The organism is Methylophaga sp. F-2 (genome assembly GCF_056859315.1).
Genome location: NZ_JBSXOF010000016.1, coordinates 84,276 through 102,983 on the forward strand (window position 1 = coordinate 84,276; position 18,708 = coordinate 102,983).

At 43.1% G+C, this 18,708-nt stretch carries 14 protein-coding genes; 3 read left to right on the plus strand and 11 right to left on the minus strand.

Translation table 11 applies throughout. The annotated features are described in order from the left end of the window. Positions 1-24: 24 nt before the first annotated feature. Positions 25-519, minus strand: a complete 495-nt coding sequence (locus AC13DA_RS04660; protein WP_284452343.1) for a hypothetical protein — start codon at positions 517-519, stop codon at positions 25-27. Positions 520-701: 182 nt separating this feature from the next. Here AC13DA_RS04660 and ung point away from each other — a divergent pair, with 182 nt between their 5' ends. The 3 genes from ung to uup are packed head-to-tail and all read left to right on the plus strand — an operon-like array spanning position 702 to position 5,225. Next, positions 702-1,388, plus strand: a complete 687-nt coding sequence (gene ung / locus AC13DA_RS04665; RefSeq protein WP_284452342.1) for a uracil-DNA glycosylase — start codon at positions 702-704, stop codon at positions 1,386-1,388. Positions 1,389-1,431: 43 nt separating this feature from the next. Beyond that, positions 1,432-3,327, plus strand: coding sequence for an ATP-binding cassette domain-containing protein (locus AC13DA_RS04670; RefSeq protein ID WP_284452341.1), 1,896 nt, complete (start codon positions 1,432-1,434; stop codon positions 3,325-3,327). A 2-nt stretch (positions 3,328-3,329) separates the two neighbouring features. Continuing rightward, a complete protein-coding gene (gene uup / locus AC13DA_RS04675; protein WP_284452340.1) occupies positions 3,330-5,225 on the plus strand; it encodes an ATP-binding cassette ATPase Uup in 1,896 nt (631 codons plus the stop codon). Between the two features lie 7 nt (positions 5,226-5,232). On the opposite strand, the gene amt is transcribed toward uup, so the two are convergent. The 10 genes from amt to AC13DA_RS04725 form a co-directional block, all read right to left on the minus strand. Continuing rightward, positions 5,233-8,283 carry an ammonium transporter gene (gene amt / locus AC13DA_RS04680; protein ID WP_284452339.1) on the minus strand — a complete coding sequence of 1,017 codons (3,051 nt, stop codon included), beginning with the start codon at positions 8,281-8,283 and terminating at the stop codon, positions 5,233-5,235. A gap of 189 nt (positions 8,284-8,472) precedes the next feature. Continuing rightward, the gene (locus tag AC13DA_RS04685) at positions 8,473-9,237 is read right to left on the minus strand and encodes an elongation factor-1 alpha (RefSeq protein WP_284452338.1); all 765 of its coding nucleotides are present in this window, start codon (positions 9,235-9,237) and stop codon (positions 8,473-8,475) included. Positions 9,238-9,315: 78 nt separating this feature from the next. Then, positions 9,316-10,083, minus strand: coding sequence for a DUF4197 domain-containing protein (locus AC13DA_RS04690; RefSeq protein ID WP_284452337.1), 768 nt, complete (start codon positions 10,081-10,083; stop codon positions 9,316-9,318). 141 nt (positions 10,084-10,224) lie between these two features. Next, positions 10,225-10,434: a cold-shock protein gene (locus tag AC13DA_RS04695; RefSeq protein ID WP_007145968.1), complete on the minus strand. Its 210-nt coding sequence runs from the start codon at positions 10,432-10,434 to the stop codon at positions 10,225-10,227. 304 nt (positions 10,435-10,738) lie between these two features. After that, positions 10,739-11,008, minus strand: a complete 270-nt coding sequence (locus tag AC13DA_RS04700; protein WP_007145967.1) for an oxidative damage protection protein — start codon at positions 11,006-11,008, stop codon at positions 10,739-10,741. Positions 11,009-11,016: 8 nt separating this feature from the next. Beyond that, positions 11,017-12,057 carry an A/G-specific adenine glycosylase gene (gene mutY, locus AC13DA_RS04705; RefSeq protein WP_284452336.1) on the minus strand — a complete coding sequence of 347 codons (1,041 nt, stop codon included), beginning with the start codon at positions 12,055-12,057 and terminating at the stop codon, positions 11,017-11,019. A gap of 67 nt (positions 12,058-12,124) precedes the next feature. Further along, positions 12,125-14,587, minus strand: coding sequence for an AsmA family protein (locus AC13DA_RS04710; protein ID WP_284452335.1), 2,463 nt, complete (start codon positions 14,585-14,587; stop codon positions 12,125-12,127). A 65-nt stretch (positions 14,588-14,652) separates the two neighbouring features. Continuing rightward, positions 14,653-16,590 carry a hypothetical protein gene (locus AC13DA_RS04715; protein WP_284452334.1) on the minus strand — a complete coding sequence of 646 codons (1,938 nt, stop codon included), beginning with the start codon at positions 16,588-16,590 and terminating at the stop codon, positions 14,653-14,655. A 2-nt stretch (positions 16,591-16,592) separates the two neighbouring features. Further along, on the minus strand, positions 16,593-17,873 hold the full coding sequence (locus AC13DA_RS04720) for an HlyC/CorC family transporter (RefSeq protein WP_273182609.1): 1,281 nt from the start codon (positions 17,871-17,873) through the stop codon (positions 16,593-16,595). A 6-nt stretch (positions 17,874-17,879) separates the two neighbouring features. Then, positions 17,880-18,677, minus strand: coding sequence for a cytochrome C assembly family protein (locus tag AC13DA_RS04725; RefSeq protein WP_273182606.1), 798 nt, complete (start codon positions 18,675-18,677; stop codon positions 17,880-17,882). Between the last annotated feature and the right edge of the window lie 31 nt (positions 18,678-18,708).

Genomic DNA, 18,708 nt, shown 5'->3' on the forward strand with positions numbered 1-18,708 from the left:
CAGTGATGGGGAGAGCTGCTGCATTTATTTTAGTTTGGATAGTTGGGTCAAGGCATAGCCCTGATGATATCCCTTGGCGCGGATATTAAAGTAGTACTGACAATAGGCTGAGAAATTATGCGGCGTGCCTTCGGTCGGTAAATGAGTAAACATATCAATCAGACTGACAGCGCTTTCTTCAATCCCAATTTCTAATAACATGTCTTCTAGCTGAACTGCTCGGTTAGCAATCATCCGTGGGCTCTCACGGAAGTGATGTGAGGCATGCTGTAAAATCTCAATCCGATGTTCACGATCGGTCACTTCACCTCTTAATGCTGCTGCACTACGAAGAATCAACCAGTCTTCAGGCGCAAGACTATCATAGGGTTCCAGCCATTGAGGAATATCGTCTTTTTCTATGGGGGATGGCACCTTGCTGTCAGATGCGGTGAGATCATATTCTTCCTCATTGTCACCACAGGCGCTTAACAGGCTAATAAAAAGAAGGCAGAGAATAAACCGGATACGTGTTTTCACTTGTGAACACCATGTATGTGACTAAATAATCGTAGGCTAGCATCAGAGTAAACATCACCCTATCGGATATTCTCCTGATTTATTTTAGGAAATTTTTCCAGCAGGTGATTTTATGCCCCGGATTTGGCTATTCAATAAATGGATTCGGTATCATAGTCCTGATTTTCTGGTAGGGAATAAACATGGTTTTGGAACACGCGCCAAGTTGGCAGGCCGTCCTGGCTGCAGAGTTTAATGCACCTTATATGCAAAACTTGAAATCTTTTCTGCGTCAGGAGAAAGACCAGCAGAAGAAAATTTATCCTCATTCTGCGGATTGGTTTCATGCTCTGGAAACTACGCTGCTTGATGAGGTTAAAGTCGTTATCCTGGGCCAGGACCCATATCATCAGCCTGGACAGGCGCATGGTTTATGCTTTTCCGTCAAACCGGGTGTCAAAGTGCCGCCATCATTAGTGAATATTTATAAAGAGCTGGAATCCGATCTGGGTGTGCCCCCTGTTAAACACGGTTATCTGGAGTCGTGGGCGAAGCAGGGCGTATTGTTACTCAACGCCGTATTAACTGTAGAAGATTCACATGCTAATGCGCATCAGGGAAAAGGCTGGGAACAGTTTACTGATAAAGTCATAGAAACCATTAATGTACAACGTGAAAATGTGGTGTTTATGTTGTGGGGCAGTTATGCCCAGAAAAAAGGCAGCGTAATTGATCAACAGAAACATCTGGTTTTAAAAGCGCCTCATCCATCGCCTTTATCAGCGCATCGCGGCTTTTTAGGCTGTCGTCATTTTAGTCAGGCGAATGATTATCTTGTCCAGCATGGGGAATCACCGATTAACTGGCAATTACCAGACACGGTGTCATAAGAAATTCTGCTAGACCGGCCCCGGCCTTGATACAATTCGCGCCATGATAAAGTTCAATCAAGTCTCTCTCCGTCGTGGCACTCAACTACTGTTTGAATCGGCCAATCTTATTGTTCATCCCGGACAACGTGTGGGTTTAACTGGTGCAAACGGTACCGGTAAATCCAGTTTATTTGCGATGTTACGTCAACAACTTCACGCGGATACCGGTGAGGTATCGATTCCTGATATCTGGACCATTGCTCATGTGGCTCAGGAAACACCGGCTGTAAACACGTCTGCACTGGACTATGTGCTAGAAGGTGATGCCGAATTAACTGAGTTGAACCAACAGCTGGCTGACGCAGAAGCGAATCATGATGGTCACTTAGTCGGTGTATTGCACGATAAGTTGGCGGCAATTGATGCCTACACGGCCAATAGTCGGGCAGGAAAATTGTTGCATGGCCTGGGCTTTAGCGCTGAGCAGGAAAGTTGGCCAGTGAATGCGTTTTCCGGTGGCTGGCGGATGCGACTCAATCTGGCGCAGGCATTAATGTGTCGCTCTGATCTTTTATTACTGGATGAGCCCACCAATCACCTTGATTTGGAAGCGGTATATTGGCTGGAGGAATGGTTACGTGCTTATCCCGGCACATTAATTGTGATTTCGCATGATCGCGATTTTCTCGATCGCGTGGTCACCCACATCGCAAATATCGAACAACAGCGAGTGAAACTTTATACGGGTAGCTATTCTGATTTCGAGCTGGCACGTGCCGAGCATCTGGCCAATCAACAAGCGGCTCACCAAAAACAACAACGTGAAATTGCGCATATGCGCAGTTTTGTGACACGTTTTAAAGCAAAGGCAACCAAAGCCCGACAAGCTCAAAGTCGTATTAAAGCTTTGGAACGTATGGAATTAATCGCCCCGGCACATGTGGACTCACCGTTTCATTTTGAGTTTTTTCCACCAAGTCGCCTCGCCACGCCCTTATTAGATTTAGATAAAGCCTCAGTAGGCTATGATGAAAACAAGCCACTGATCAGTAATATTAAAATGCGTCTGGCACCGGGAGACCGAATCGGTCTGTTGGGGCCGAATGGGGCGGGTAAGTCGACACTGATTAAACTGATTGCCGGTGTACTGGAGCCCCTGAGTGGTAAACGTAAAGAAGGCAAAGATATTCGCATTGGCTATTTTGCCCAGCATCAACTGGAACAACTTCGACCAGATGACAGTCCGTTAAAACATATTCAACGATTGAATAAGCTGGCTTCAGAACAGGAATGCCGAAACTTTCTCGGTGGTTTTGGTTTTCATGGTGACAAAGCATTAGAGCCAGTAGCCCCTTTTTCTGGTGGTGAAAAAGCCAGATTGGTGCTCGCTATTCTGGTCTATCAGAAACCTGCTGTGTTGTTACTGGATGAACCGACCAATCACCTTGATCTGGAAATGCGTTTAGCCTTAACGGTAGCTTTGCAGGATTTTGAAGGCGCACTGGTCGTTGTCTCGCATGACAGACATTTACTACGTACGGTGACTGATGATTTATGGCTGGTGTCTAATGGACAAGCGACAGTGTTTGATGGTGATTTGGATGATTATCGTCAGTGGTTGTTGAATAAAGATAAACCTGAAAAAACCACAGAATCATCGTCTGCTGTGAACAATAAAAAGCAGGACAGACAAAATGCCGCTCAACAGCGGCAAAAGCTACAGCCATTACGAAACAGTGTGAAAAAAGCGGAACAGCAGATGGATAAGCTTAATGAAGCTCTGTCCTCATTGGAAATGCAGCTGGCCGATACAGCACTTTATACCGATGCCAATAAAGATAAGTTAAAAGACTTATTACAGCAGCAGGCGGATCTTAAAACACAGCTGGAACAGACCGAAATGCAGTGGTTTGATGCCAGCGAACAATTAGAAGCAGCTCAAGCTGCTGAGGAATAACCGTGGCATTACTGTCATTAAAACAAATTACCGTCAGTTTCGGCGGCCCGAATTTATTAAATAAAGTCGATTTCCAATTAGATCGTGGTGAACGTGTCTGTTTAGTCGGACGCAACGGTGCTGGCAAATCGACACTGATGAAATTAATTGCCGGCGAAGTTACTGCTGACTCTGGTGAAATGGTCGGTATTCAAGATTTGGTCATTTCACGACTGGAGCAGGAAGTCCCGAGTGGTACGCATGGCAAAGTCTTTGATGTAGTGGCAGCGGGTTTAGGTCAGTTAGCGCCTCTGCTGGTGGAATATCACGATATTATTCATCAACTACAAACAGACAGCTCACAGGCCCTGTTAGATAAACTCGAAAAAGCGCAGCATAAAATTGAAGCGGCTGATGGCTGGTCTTTAGAGCAGCGTGTCGAAACTGTCATTTCCAAATTATCGCTGGATGCAGATACCGAGTTTGATAGCTTATCCGGCGGGAAGAAACGTCGTGTTTTACTAGCGCAGGCATTGGTCAAACAGCCAGATATTCTCTTGCTTGATGAGCCGACCAACCATCTGGATATTGAGTCGATCACCTGGCTTGAGGGCTTTTTGAAAAGTTATGGTGGCACTGTTCTGTTTATCACCCATGATCGAACATTTTTGCAGGCTCTGGCTACACGCATTGTGCAATTGGACCGTGGCAATCTGGTCAGCTTTCCCGGTGACTATGAAAACTACCTGAAAAAACGCGAAGAATTGCTGGCGGCTGAGGCGGAGCAAAATGCACAATTTGATAAAAAACTGGCTCAGGAAGAAGTGTGGATACGTCAGGGCATCAAAGCGCGTCGTACGCGTAATGAGGGCCGTGTCAGAGCATTGGAAGCCTTACGTAAAGAGCGTAGTCAACGACGTGAACGTCAGGGAACAGCCAACATTCAGTTACAAGAATCAGACAGAAGCGGCAAGCTGGTATTAGAAGCCGAGCATATTAGCCAGAGTTACGACGGTAAAATGCTGTTTGAAGATTTTTCTATTGTTATTCAGCGTGGTGATCGTATTGGCATTATCGGTCCGAATGGCTGCGGTAAAAGTACACTGTTATCCATTTTATTGAAACGGATCGAACCTGAGCATGGCTCAGTGAAATTAGGTACTAATCTGGACATTGCCTTTTTTGATCAATTACGCAGCCAGCTTAATGAAGAAGAATCGGTGGTTGAGAATGTCGGGCAGGGCAGTGATCACGTCGAAATTAATGGTAGTCGTAAACATATCATTGGTTATCTGCAGGATTTTCTGTTTACACCTGACAGAGCACGCACACCGGTGAAAGCATTATCCGGTGGTGAAAGAAACCGGCTCTTGTTGGCGAAACTGTTTACGCAACCAGCTAACTTATTGGTGATGGACGAACCGACCAATGACCTGGACGCTGAAACATTGGAACTACTGGAAGATTTATTACTGAATTACTCTGGTACCTTACTGTTAGTGAGTCATGATCGTTCATTTATTAATAATGTGGTGACCAGCAGTATTGTGTTTGATACGGATGGTCAGCTCCGTGAGTATGTCGGTGGTTATGATGACTGGTTAAGGCAGCGTGCGGATACTCAAAAAAGCAACCCCAAGCCGGCAGCTAAAACGACTGCAGAAAAACCGACTAATAAGCCTGCAAAAAAATCCACCCTGACCTATCAGGAGAAGTTAGACCTGGAAGCCTTGCCAGCCATTATTGAAAAGCTGGAAATGGAACAGGAAGCTCTAACCGAAAAGATGTCTGAACCGGATTTTTATCAGCAGGACCCCAAAAAAGTCAGTCAGGTACAGCAAGCGCTGTCTGAATTAGAAGCTAAAATGGCAGAAGCCTTTGAGCGTTGGGAGCTGTTGGAAGAAAAGGCCAACAGCTAGTCCCGAATCAGCTGACAGAAAGGTTTTGCTCTAATAAAGTCATAGCATGTTTAGCTGCTATCGGCCGACTAAAGTAATAACCCTGATACACATCGCAGTGGTGTTGTTTCAGGAACTGTAATTGTTCCTGATTTTCAACACCTTCTGCGATGACTTCCAGTCCAAGACTTTTGGCTAATGTAATAATTGCTTTACAAATAGCGGCATCTTCAATATTAACACTGCACTCTCTGATAAAGGCCTGATCAATTTTCAGCACATCCACTGGGAATTTCTTCAAGTAGCTCAATGATGAATAGCCGGTACCAAAGTCATCTATGGATAAACGGATGCGGGTTTTTTTCAATGCTGTTAATGCAGCGATGCTCTCTTCGGTATTACCGGTTAACACCCCTTCAGTAATTTCAAACTCCAGTAATTCGCCACGGATACCATACTGCGCCATCAATTTTTCAACATAGGCCGTTAATGTGTTGGAGTGCAGATGATGACCAGAAATATTAATGGCGATGGGTAATAACGTTGCACCGGCATCACGCCAGGCTGATAACTGTTTGATGACATTTTCAATCACCCATTCACCGACGTCGATGATCATATTGGATTCATCGATAACGGGAATAAAGTCGCCAGGCATGATTAAGCCGTGCTCTGGATGTTTCCAGCGTAATAACGCTTCAAAACCCACGACTTCACTGGTTTCACAGGACACCTTAGGCTGATATTCAAGAAATAATTGATCACCTTTGATGGCATCAGGCAGTGCGTGTTCCAGTTGAAAATGTTGTAAGGATTTCTCACTCATTTCTTCCAGGAAAACACGATAGGTGTTTCGACCTGCCTGTTTTGCTTTATACATTGCAATATCTGCGTGTTGTAACAACTGCTCAGCCTGTATCTGTCCATTTTCTGATATAGCAATGCCGATACTGGTCGGCACAACCAGGTTTTGTTGAGCAAGCGTCACTGGTGCACGCATCACGCCGAGGATATCCATTGCCTTGCTTTCAGCGTTCTCGAGCGTGATATCGCCAGATAATACGATGACAAACTCATCACCACCCCAGCGTCCGACCATATCCAGTTCACGCGTGACTTTGCCAAGACGATTAGCGACCTCACATAGCAGTTCATCACCGGCTTTATGACCCAGATTGTCATTGATCTTTTTAAATTGGTCTAAATCCAAGAACATTAAAACGACGGAACCAGGCGTTTGCTGATGATATTGGATGAGCTGTTTTAAATGACTCATGAAATAGGTACGGTTGTAGAGACCGGTGAGAGGATCGTTATACGCCAGTTGTTTTAAACGATTTTGCAGTTTTATTTGCTGAGTAATATCACGAATATGTAAGGTATATTCGACACGAGGATGTGTTGTATCAGTGGTTTGAGTGATCACCACTTCAGCAGGGAATTCCTCACCATCACTGCGCGTGAGTTCAGCAATATTATGGCGCTTGAGTACCAGACCATCACCACTGACAAAGCCGTGTGACAGGTTACTCATTGCAGCTGAACGCGATTGTTCGGTGATAAATAAAACAAAAAAGTTTTGTCCAAGTACGGAGCGTTTTGACATACCAAAACACTGTTCCGCAGCAGGATTGAATTCGATAATTTCGCCGCGTTCATTGATGGTGACGATACAATCCATGGCCGCTTGTAAAATAGCGCCTTTGCGGAACTCACTTTCCTTATAAGCAGAGAAAGCCTGATCGCGTTGTTTTATTTCCTGATTAACCTTATCAATAACGCGATTGTACTGTTGGGCAATTTGGCCCACTTCAGTGAACGGCTCAACAGGAACAGTAGATGAAAAATCAGACTTTTGTTGTTGATGATGCATGGCAGCAAGAAGGTCAAAGACTTCTGTACTGACACGATGCTCTGCCACATTAAGCCCGATCAATTCGGCATTGGCATCGACACGAAGTGGATAGAAGCGATTGATTATTTTGAACACCACATAGGCGAGAATAAAACTGTATACACCAATCGTAGCAATGCCTAACAATTGTACTTCTAACTGATCCAGTCGACTGAGTCCTGTACCAATTTTTGTTGGATCACCTAACAACGCCAGAGCGATGGTGCCCCATATGCCAGCGAATAAATGAACCGGAATCACACTGATAGCATCATCAATCTTTTTCCATTCAAGCAGTTTGTCACCATAGAAAACAATAACCCCACCGATAATGCCGATTAAAAAGGCCTGATCACTGCTCACCGCATGACAGTTTGCTGTAATAGACACTAAACCGCCTAGTACACCGTTAATAATCATTAATACATCAACATAGCCATCAGAGAAGTATTTCAAAAGCGTTGTCGAAATACCGCCCCAGACTGCTGCAACCAGAGTGTTAAGCAAGATGCTGGGCACATTGTCCGACCATGCAAGCGTGCTACCACCATTGAATCCAAACCAGCCAAACCATATAAGCATTGCACCTAACACAGCCATAGGCAGGTTACTGCCGGGAATACGGCGATCATTAACATCATAGCGGCCGATACGTGGCCCAATAATCAATATGGCAGCTAAGGCAACCCAGCCGCCGACTGAATGCACAACCGTTGAGCCTGCAAAGTCAACAAATCCTAACTGTTCCAGCCAGCCTGTTGCGGTACCGTTATAAATGCCTGCCCACGCCCAATGCCCAATAACAGGATAGATAAGCAGGGTAATAGTGATTGTAATAATGACATAACCAATATAACTGGTTCGCTCAGCAACAGCACCTGACACGAGCGTGGCTGCAGTGCCACAGAACATCATCTGGAAAATAAAAAAAGTGGTCGCACTGGCTGTTGGCGTTTCGCCAAACATAAAATGACTGATTCCAAAAAAACCGGAAACACTGTCACCAAACATTATGCCAAAACCAATTAGCCAGAAAATAGCGCTGGAAATTGTAAAGTCAGTAATGTTTTTTGCTGCAACGTTAATGCTATTTTTGCTGCGGACAAGGCCACTTTCCAAACAAAGAAAACCCGCTTGCATGGTAAATACAAGGCAAGCAGAACAAAGTAACCATAAAGTATCCACAATCAGTGTCGCCTATATAAAGTCAGATTTATGTATTTTTTTACGATATTTCAGAAAATAAATCCATACGTTATATGACGAAATGGAAGAGTTTCCCGTTTGACGAGAATTTATTGTGATAGGGCTAAAACAAAAAAGCCATTTCCCTAAGTGGGTAAATGGCTTTTTTATTCGAGATAGATGCTTTAATTATTCATCTAATAAGGCATCACGGTCATCACTGTGACGGCGTGGCATGATCCACATTTCATACATTGATACACACCACATAAAGGCAAATGACATAGCCATGGCACCACCTGCTATGATGACCATCCAAGCAAAGTTAGGGTTAAGTTTTGTCAGCCACCAAGAACTGATGTCGACGAGCAGGAATGCATAAGGTGTGACAATAACCGTGACTTTTAGTGGTTTAGGTACGCCTGAAGCCAAACTGAATATTAAACCAACAAACATAAAGATAAATGCGATACCAAATAGGTGGATATGCGAAACACGGGCTAGAGATTGAAATGAAGCTCCGGTGTCTACAACAGCACGTTCTTTAATATTCTTGAAATCGGTGTAATCAGGGATTGGCATACCTGAATCAGCGTTGTGACAGGGAATACAGTTGGCTTCAAATATTTGTTTTATTCCTGTTGCTTCATACGCCGCTTCTGTTGCTCCCTGATGCACCCAAGTCACGATAGCTGCACGATCTTCATCACTTGCCATGGGCTTCATTGAGCCACTTAATTTATTTTCTAATAAAGAATTATTTCTGTTGCCGTAGTAACTGTAGACAATATCATCAACAGAAAGACCATATTTACCATCAGCCAAGCCATGAGTGAGTTGAATCTGAACCAGAGCCATCAGATAGCCAACAGCGACCACCATCAAGTATCCACTAAACAAAGCTTTTAATGAAGTGCCTTGACTGGCGAGGTTCAGCTTGTGCGATTGAGCCATGAATTTTTCCTTTATTTTCTATGTAGGCGTTATGTTATTACATTCAATCGTTCAATAGTAGCTATTGAGAAAGATTCATTATTGAAATACAGTTTTGAGCAACTCTGTTGTACGAGCGGCGGGGTTCTCCCGGATCTTTTTCTCTTCTGAGGCTAACATGGTGAATAGCCCATCAAGCGCCTGCTCTGTTACATAATCGGGTAGATTGATGTTGATATTTTTTCCCACCACAGGAATGTCAGCGATTTTGTCTGTTAGTTGATTGTAATACTGGGTAGATCCTACTTTATCCAGACTTTCATCAATGGTTGGTTTAAATAAGGTTCTTAGTTGATCGCTGGTGTGTTTCCTGAAGTATTCTGTTGCGGCATCATCAGCGCCATTCAATATGTTTTTCGCATCATCGATACTCATTTTTTTGATGGTATTGACGAGAATATCTGTTGCTTGTGGCGCTGCTTTCTCAGCGGCTCTGTTAAGGCTCGTTTCAAACTCATCTGCCAAATTACCCATTCCATACTGGCGCATTAATGAGCCAGCTTTCTCTATTTGAGGCGGGAGGGGAATATGAATGGCGGTGTTTTTTAAATACCCATCCGTTTGACTAACACTGGCAACAGCCCGCTGGCTGCCAACCACCAACGCTTCTTTTAAGCCGGAAACGATGGTGGCAATATCCAGATTTGTTGAGGTTTTGTCAGAAGTGGTTTCGGAAAGCGATGAGTTTAATAAGGTTTTACTATTTTCTTGAATGTCTTTCAGTAAACCGCCCCAATCTGCCATGACATTTGCAGTGCCAAGTGTTAATGCTAAACCAAGAGTAATGGCAGGTGCTTTTGTATTCATAACAATATCCTCTGGGAAGTAAGATGTATTCTGCTATCAGCTTGTTCGTCTGTTTTTATCGCATAGATAGTAGTATAGAAAATGAAAAAGGCCGAACAGTTGTGTCTGAACGGCCTTTGATGTTGCGTAGTATGGTTAAAATTAACCAGGAATCACGTTTTCTGCTTGTGGACCTTTTTGACCCTGAGTTACCTCCATGGTAACTGATTGACCTTCTTTCAATGTTCTAAAGCCTTCTGACTTAATCGCCGAGTGATGGACAAATACATCTGGACCATCAACCTGCTCAATAAAACCGAATCCTTTTGCATCATTGAACCATTTAACTTTACCTGTAACTTGCTCTGCCATATCAACCTCAATTTAATAACTACATCGGCACAACTCCTTGTTGACCGATCTACACTTCTGAGAAGCTTATCCGCATTGTAACCATATAAAATAGAAAAAGGACACTCTCTTTATAATAAAAAGCAATATTTTTTTTGTTATATATCCCGGCTTAATTTCACACTCATGAGTATTTCTTCTTTTATTATTTTGTTTTTTATATATTTATCTTAAAAATTAAACATTTCCATATTACATAAAAAAAGGATAGTTAAATTTAACTATCCCTTATTTTTTGATGAAACTGCGCTGTTTTATCTGGATTTTAACCTTTTGGAACAAAATCCGCTGGAGGAGCAGAGCCTTCGCCAAAGAAGAATTTTTCCATTTCAGTTTTCAAAAATGCCTGTGACTTTGGATCGGCAAGTGACAGTCTATATTCGTTAATCAGCATGGTTTGCTGACTTAACCACATTTGCCATGCTTCTTTTGAAACAGATTCATAAAGGGTTTTTCCCATATCACCTGGGTAAGGCGGGAAGTCTAAACCTTCGGCTTCTTTGTTGAGTTTTACACAGTGTATTGTGCGTGCCATATTTGCCTCTATTGTAAAGTGTGTAAAAAAGAACGCACTGGTGCCGGAAGACCCAGTTGCATAATGTCGTCTATTTTATACCAGTTGCCGACACTCTTGTCGGTCACACCCTTTGGTCGTGACGTTATCAATAACGGTCGAATCGTTAATTTGAAGTGACTGAAAACGTGAGTCAGCTCGGATAACTGTTCGATATTATCGACAGAAAAATGGAAAGTCCGTTCACAATAAGCAATCAGATCCTCTTTTTCCTGTCTTTCTGGAAAGCTCCACAAGCCCCCCCAGATACCCGCTGAGGGTCTTTGTTCCAGAAATAGTTCATCACCATTCTGACAGACAAGCCAGTAACATGTTCTGGTAGGAATAGTTTTTTTTGGTTTTTTCTCAGGATAATCGGTTGGGCTAGCCGTGTTATAGGCTAAACAATGGCTCTGCAGCGGGCAATGTGGGCAGTCTGGTTTACTGCGTGTGCAAAGGGTCGCCCCTAAATCCATTTGTGCCTGAATATAATTAGCAATACGTTTGTCGGGGAGTAACGACTCTGCTTTTTGCCATAAATTATCTTCGACTTTTTTATTTCCAGGCCAGCCACTGATAGCAAAAAAACGTGTCAGTACGCGTTTCACATTACCGTCTAAGATGGGATATTTCTGATGATAGCCCAGTGTCAGTATAGCGCCGGCTGTAGAGCGTCCAATACCGGGTAAATTGATGAGCTCCTCTAATGTTTTTGGGAAACGTCCAGTATATTCTTCGCTGACTATTTGTGCGGTTTTGTGCAAATTGCGAGCACGGGCGTAATAGCCTAAACCAGACCAATACGCTAACACATCATCTTGTTTTGCTTTTGCTAATGATTGAACGTCAGGAAACCGATGAATAAACCGGTTGTAGTAATCGATGACAGTAGCAACCTGCGTTTGTTGCAGCATGATCTCCGATAGCCAGACATGATAGGGCGTTGGATTTTGCTGCCACGGCAGATTTTTACGACCGTGATGATCAAACCAGTCGAGTAATGCGTCAGCGAAGTTGAACGATTTTGTCATGATTTTCAACGTAAAAGCCCGCCTGACATGTTATCAAGGCGGGCATATAAAAAAGAATGCTTATCGCTTAAAAGAAGTTCTTTAATTTATCTTTGACGGCATCTTCTAATTTTTTATCAGAGGATTTTTCTTCTTGCGACTCAGCGTCAGTCGCTTTCTCAGCATCTGTTGAGTTGGCTTCAGATTCGGTTTTTGAACCACCCAACTTACCACCAAGAAGACCACCTAAATCATCACCCAGTTTTTCTTTGAGTTTTTCTTCTGCTTTTGATTTCAGCTCTTCTTTAGCTTTATCTTTCACAAGATTAGCAAGATCAACTGTGGGTTTCGGTTCTGAAAATGTGCCCGTAATTTTGATAGGTATAGTCACACCTTTCAGGTCTTCAAGCTCTTTTCCCCCTTGACCTTTGCTGGTACCGACAATCCCAACTTTTAAGCCGTAATCAAGTGCTTCATTAGCCAAATTTGCCTTACCGGCACCGTCAATGCGGAGCAAGGGGGACTTAACAGCGAGATCTTGATTGTTAATTACCCCATTGTTTGCTGTAAATGTGCCTGACATGCTGGAAAAGTCAGTTTGGACTGGCGCATCTGATTCGGGCAATTTTTCGCCTCTTAAAGCCGCTTTTGCTTTACGAATGATTTCCGCGATATTGATACCTTGCAAAGCACCGTCAGTAAAAGCAAAGCCACCATTGCCTGTTAATGTTTGTTTGATTTGTGAGACAGTGGCGCCGCTACCTGTCAGCTTGGCGTTAGCATTAGCGGTACCACTGATTTTGGCATCACCAGTCATGTCTTTAAGTAAGGGACCAGCCTGAACATTTTTTACTTGTTCATTCAGTGACAGTTTTAATGCGTCACTGCGTGCATCAAGAATGATATTACCGTTGTATTGTCCCTGATATAAATTTGCACTCAACGGAGTCAGCTTGACCAGGCCATCGGCGGCATCAATGGTGATATGGATATTTTCACTGGTCAGTCCTGTGGCTTTCATTTTTCCTATATCAATGGTGCCTTTAGCGTTGATTTGACGTAAAGCTTCAACAGGTAATGCTTCCTCGGGTTTAGCTTTGTTATTTTGTTCTGTTGAAGCTGGTGCTTCAGTAGTGTCTTTGTTTTCTTTAACTGGAGGCATATAGCGATCAGCATCAATCTGATCCAGTTTCAATTTGAAGTTGAATGCTGGCTTGGCAAAATTGCTGACAGCAAATTGTCCAGTCAGATTGCTTTGATCCAGTGTTAAAGCAAGTTGATTTAAATTGATTTGATTGGTCGAACCACTGAGTTCTGAACGAAGTTCGACTTTCTCCAGAGTCGATTCATCACTCATTTCTGGCAGTTCAATTTTCATATCTGATGCCAACTTTCTTAAACTGAAAGGCTGGATATGAATGCTGCCCGCAAATGTCGGCTTTTCTTTCAGAATATCTTTCGCCTGAATGTCGCCTTCAAGCAATAAATCCTGCAGTTTTAGCACAAGAGCGGAAACGGTGAGGGTTTGCTGTTTGAGATCGGCTTTGATGCCGCTAGTCAGGTGAAGTTCCGCTTTTTTATCCGGCAAACTGGGATCTTCGATAGTGGCAGTAAGGTCGAGGTTATCAATATTAGACTGTTGCGTGGCCAGGTTGGAGGTAAGTTGTCCTGTTAATTTGGCATCAATCGTTTGTTGATTATTCGACGCTTTGGCAGAAAGAACTAAATCACTCACTTCCAGCCATTGTTTAGCCATATCTGCTTTGATGTCTCCCTTCAACGATAAATCTGCTTGATTGAAAGCAAGTTCTTTACCCTCAGCAATGGCTGAGAATGATAGTCCTTGAAGTGCATATTGTTGTTTTTCCATATCCACAGCGGCATTGGTTTTCAGCGTAACGTGTGCTTTGGCTTCTGGTTTGGTGCTAATTAGATCAAAGTCCATATCAACCGCAGTTGGTACACCCGGTTCAAGAGGATCTGTTGTCAGGTTAAGATTACGTAACTGGTAACTTTCTCCTTTTGATGCATCGGACCAGAGAATATTGGCATTGGTCAGTTTGACACCTGCAACAGTGATGGTTTGTAAAGCTGGTTCAGATGTATCTTCAGGCTGACTTGTCGACTCTGCTGCCGGTGTTGAATTTTGTTCTTCCGTTTTGTTAATTAAATCATCCCAGTTGGTTTTACCACTTTTATCGGTCTCTAAGTTTAGTACCAATCCATCGAGAACTATGGTGTCCATTTCTAACTGTTTTTTGAGCAGAGGGATAAGTTTAATGCGAATTTCGGCGGCTTGAACCTTAGCAAAAGCGTCGGCTTTAAAACCTTCAGCATTGCTGAGTGTTAAAGGACCGAGATCTAAGGCAATCCAGGGAAATACTGACAGGCCAATATCACCTTGCAGAGTCAGGTTACGGCCAGTGGCTTTTTCTACTTCACGGGAAATTTCATCTTTGTAGTCGTTAGGATTGATAAAGAATGGCAGTGCGATTAAAGCGGCTACAACCAGAACGATGAGGAAAATGATAATTTTTATAACAGTACGCATATTGGTATTCCGTTTTGAGCTCTTATCCTAAGAAATTGCATTCATGATATGCGATCGAGCCGCATTTATGAACCGAGATTAAGGTTGTAGTTGAAAATTTCATAGTCCAGGCTACTGTCGATAAGTCCATTGGCAAGGATTGAGTAGGCTGTGGACTGTCCGCTTATCTGAATTTTACGGTTAGGTGAAAAGATCCCTTTTTCTGTCAATATTATCTTTGTATTCGCTTGAGTCACATTATCAGTCTGTAACAGTAAAGCTGGATGTTCTTCTTGTTCATCAGCAGGCTGACACATCACGGGCTCTGGTTTACCGATAATGCGTTCAAGCCCGATTTGTACATCATTATGGATATCAATTTGTAACCATTTGATGACAGCAAGTGTGACCTTCTTATGGGTATCAAATAAGCCAACAAAGTCACCAATATTCAGATGATAACAATCTGTATGCGCACGTTTAGCCATCATACCGCCGTTACTGAGGTTCACCAATTGCCAGTCTAATGCGTTGACCAGATTACCTTGTAAGCTCTGGTGTACAGATTCTAAGCCTAGTGTGATTTGGATATGTTCGTCTGTTTCTTGTTTTATGCGCTCAAACCGTCTTTCATAACTTGTATTAAGTTGCGGAAGAATATGCCTGACCAGTCTTAATTCGGCCGACATAACTGTATGAGTACGGTGGCTTTTAGCTTCACGTAATGTGGTTTCGATAGATTTTAACACCGCTTGAGCATCAAATAAGCGACTTGTTTCTGCTGATCTGATTTCTTTTGGTATGTTATGCATCGGTTGCGGGCAGTGATCCTGCTGAGCATTGATACAAAAATGTCCGAGAAGTAAGAAGCGACTGTTCACTTTACTTTGTTCTTCTGAGAGCCTGACAATGACGATTTTGTCAGTAAACTGCGACATCAGCCTGAATAAGCGCAATACGTCAAACCGCATTTGGCTGTAGGGATCGGTGAGTGCAGTCAAAACAATCTGTCCATAAATCTCAAAAAAACTGCGACTCTGATAATAAGGTTTAACAGTGACTTCCTGATGCAACGTCTGCGCTTTCTCCTGATAGAGAAAAAGTTCATGCAGAAATTGCCAGATACCAGCGGGAGCAACGCGGTAATACTGGAAGCTATGTAAGAGTTGTAAGCCGAGCATTTCTGCTGTTCGGTTTAGTGCCAGCAACATGAGCGGCTGTGAAAGTGGCGTTTTCCCACGCTGATAAAAGAAACGGACAATTTGCTGGTAGGCAACTGACAATAAGCCAATAAGCTCATTGATTAAACTTATTGTACGCAGGCTTTCCGTGTTCATGTACAGGTCCCGTTTTACTGCGGCAATATCACGGGTGAACAACAACTCATTTACCTGAGAACGATACATTTCCAGTAATTGCAATAACAGACCCGGCTTGATTTTTTGCTGAGTAAGCGCTTTAAGATTTGCGAGCAATGAGGGAACACGCTGATATGTATCGTTAGGCAGCTGATTTAACCAAACCAGTAACAAGGCCGGATCTTTTATAGTGGAAATGGCATTTTCATCATGGGAAACCGTCTGCAGATTCAAGGCCGGCAGATTATCCGCAGGCTTTTTTGCAAAGCCGACAAGATGATGAAATGTATTTAACCAACTTGTTTTGGCTTGAGGAATTAGCTGGCTGTTTGATTTCTTAGCAGACTGATGACTTGATAACTTTTGCTCAGCCAGATTAAGCGTTTCAGCAAACTGCGTTTTATGCAGTGGCTTTTGGAAGATGATATCGACAGGCTCATGAGAATCTGCATGATGGGTTAATAACCCTGTCAGATTCGCCGAGCGTTTTTGCCAGGCTTTACGGCCTGCACTTGAATCAAAGCTATAAATGACTAAATCAGCCTCATTACTATCTGTAATGCTCCACTGACTGGTGAGTAGTGGAGAAGCTATACGAAGCATGGATTTTAAGGAGCGACTTTCGCTCTCGCTCAGACCTAATAATTTTAGATATCTGAGCGACAAGATTATTCCTCCCGTTCCAACTCAGGCTGTAAATGTCTGATACGGACAGTTTTGATGGCGTTGTCTGACGTCTGAATGACTTCAATAACATAGTCACCCATACGGACACTGACTCCGGGATCCGGAATGCTTTCCAGATATTCAAGTACAAGGCCATTAATGGTCTTTGGTCCATCAGTAGGCAAATTCCAGCTATTATTTCGGTTAATTTCACGAATATTAGCCGTACCATTAATTAAGTAACTACCATCATTTTGAGGGTGAATATCTTTATCTTCGTCGATAGTATCGGCTGTAAATTCACCTACGATTTCTCTAAAAATATCTTCCAGAGTGATCAGGCCGAGCAGATCACCATACTCATCAACGACTAAACCTGTTCGACGGCGATTTCTTTGGAAATTGATAAGTTGCGTATTTAATGGTGTGCCTTCAGGGACAAAATAAGCGCCTTTGATAATGCTGCGAAGACTTTCCAGCGTCAGATTATTCTGTGAGATAAGATGAAGGGCTTTACGCAGATGCAGTATCCCAACAATATTATCCATACTCTCTTCATAGACTGGCAGCCTGGTATGACCACAATGGGATAATTGCTGAACAATTTCCGGAAAGGGCGCATTAATATCCAACCCTTCAATTTCATTCCTTGGCACCATGACGTCATTGACAGTCACTTTTTCTAAATCAAGGATACTCATCAACATATCCTTGTGACGCGTTGGGATCATACTGCCAGCTTCCATCAGGGCTACTTTCAGTTCTTCAGTATTGATGGCCGATGTTGCTGCTTGCTCTGGTGATACACCAAATAATCTCACCATGTTATTGGTGATGCTATTGGTAAACCATACCAGCGGATAGAGTATGAATAGCAATGGCTTGAGGATAAAGCTGGCTGGAAAGGCCACTTTTTCCGGATGCAGTGCCGCCAGTGTTTTTGGGGTTACTTCGGCAAAAAGCAAAACGATTAAAGTTAAAGCGAAAGTCGCTGCAACGATACCGTTTTCACCCAGCAGTTTGATACCAATAACAGTGGCAATTGCTGATGCCAGAATATTGACAAAGTTATTGCCTAGCAGAATCAAACCAATCAGTCGATCAGGGCGACTCAATAACTGACTGGCGATGATCGCACCGCGATGGCCTTCTTGTTCCAGATGTCTAAGACGATAACGGTTCAGTGACATCAAGGCTGTTTCAGAGCTTGAGAAAAAGGCAGACAGAAACAATAAAAAAAACAGGATAAGAAACAGAACCAATAAAGAGGTTTCTTCTAACATAAGCGATTAGCTCATCAAATATTCAAGAACGAATTTACTGCCCATATAAGCCAGTAATAAAAAGACCGATCCTGCTAAGGTCCACTTGACAGCAGTTTGTCCACGCCAGCCATAACGTACGCGCCCCCACAACAAGCTAGCGAATACACACCAGGCGATAATGGATAACACAGTCTTATGCACCAGATGCTGGGCAAATAAATCATCAACAAACATCAGTCCAGTAATCAAACCTAAGGTAAGCAGTATAAAACCGCTGGTCAGGAGCTGGAATAAAGCGCGTTCCATCGTCTGTAAAGGGGGGAGTTTACGTAATAAGCCATTGATGTGACGTTGATGTAGCTGCTTTTCTTGTATCGCTAGAATAATCGCTTGTATCGCGGCAAGCATAAAAAAGCTATAAGCAGCCAGAGATAATAAAACATGCCATTCTAATGCGGGTTCCGCTAAGGAGGGAGGCTCGGGTGATGGAAGTTCTACTTTGAGCATCAAACTCATAGCGACCAGCGGGTAGACGATAATGCCCGGATGAGCATTAGGTAAACGCATACCAATTAATAATGCGATTAAAGCCATCAACCATGTAGTGAGCGAAAACGTGGTGAACAAACCCAGCTCCCAGCCTCCGGCATTTTTCATCGTGAAAAAGATATCTGTCGCGTGAAACAACAGTGCCATGATAATTAAAATCCCAACCGGGATGCTGGCATTTACGCTGGTTGGATCTTTTTGTACAAAACGCCGAATAAGAATAACGCTACTGCAGAGATAAAGTAGAAATGCTAAAGCATTCGCAATTGCCATAATGGTGTGTGATCCTTGAACCTGTTTTTTT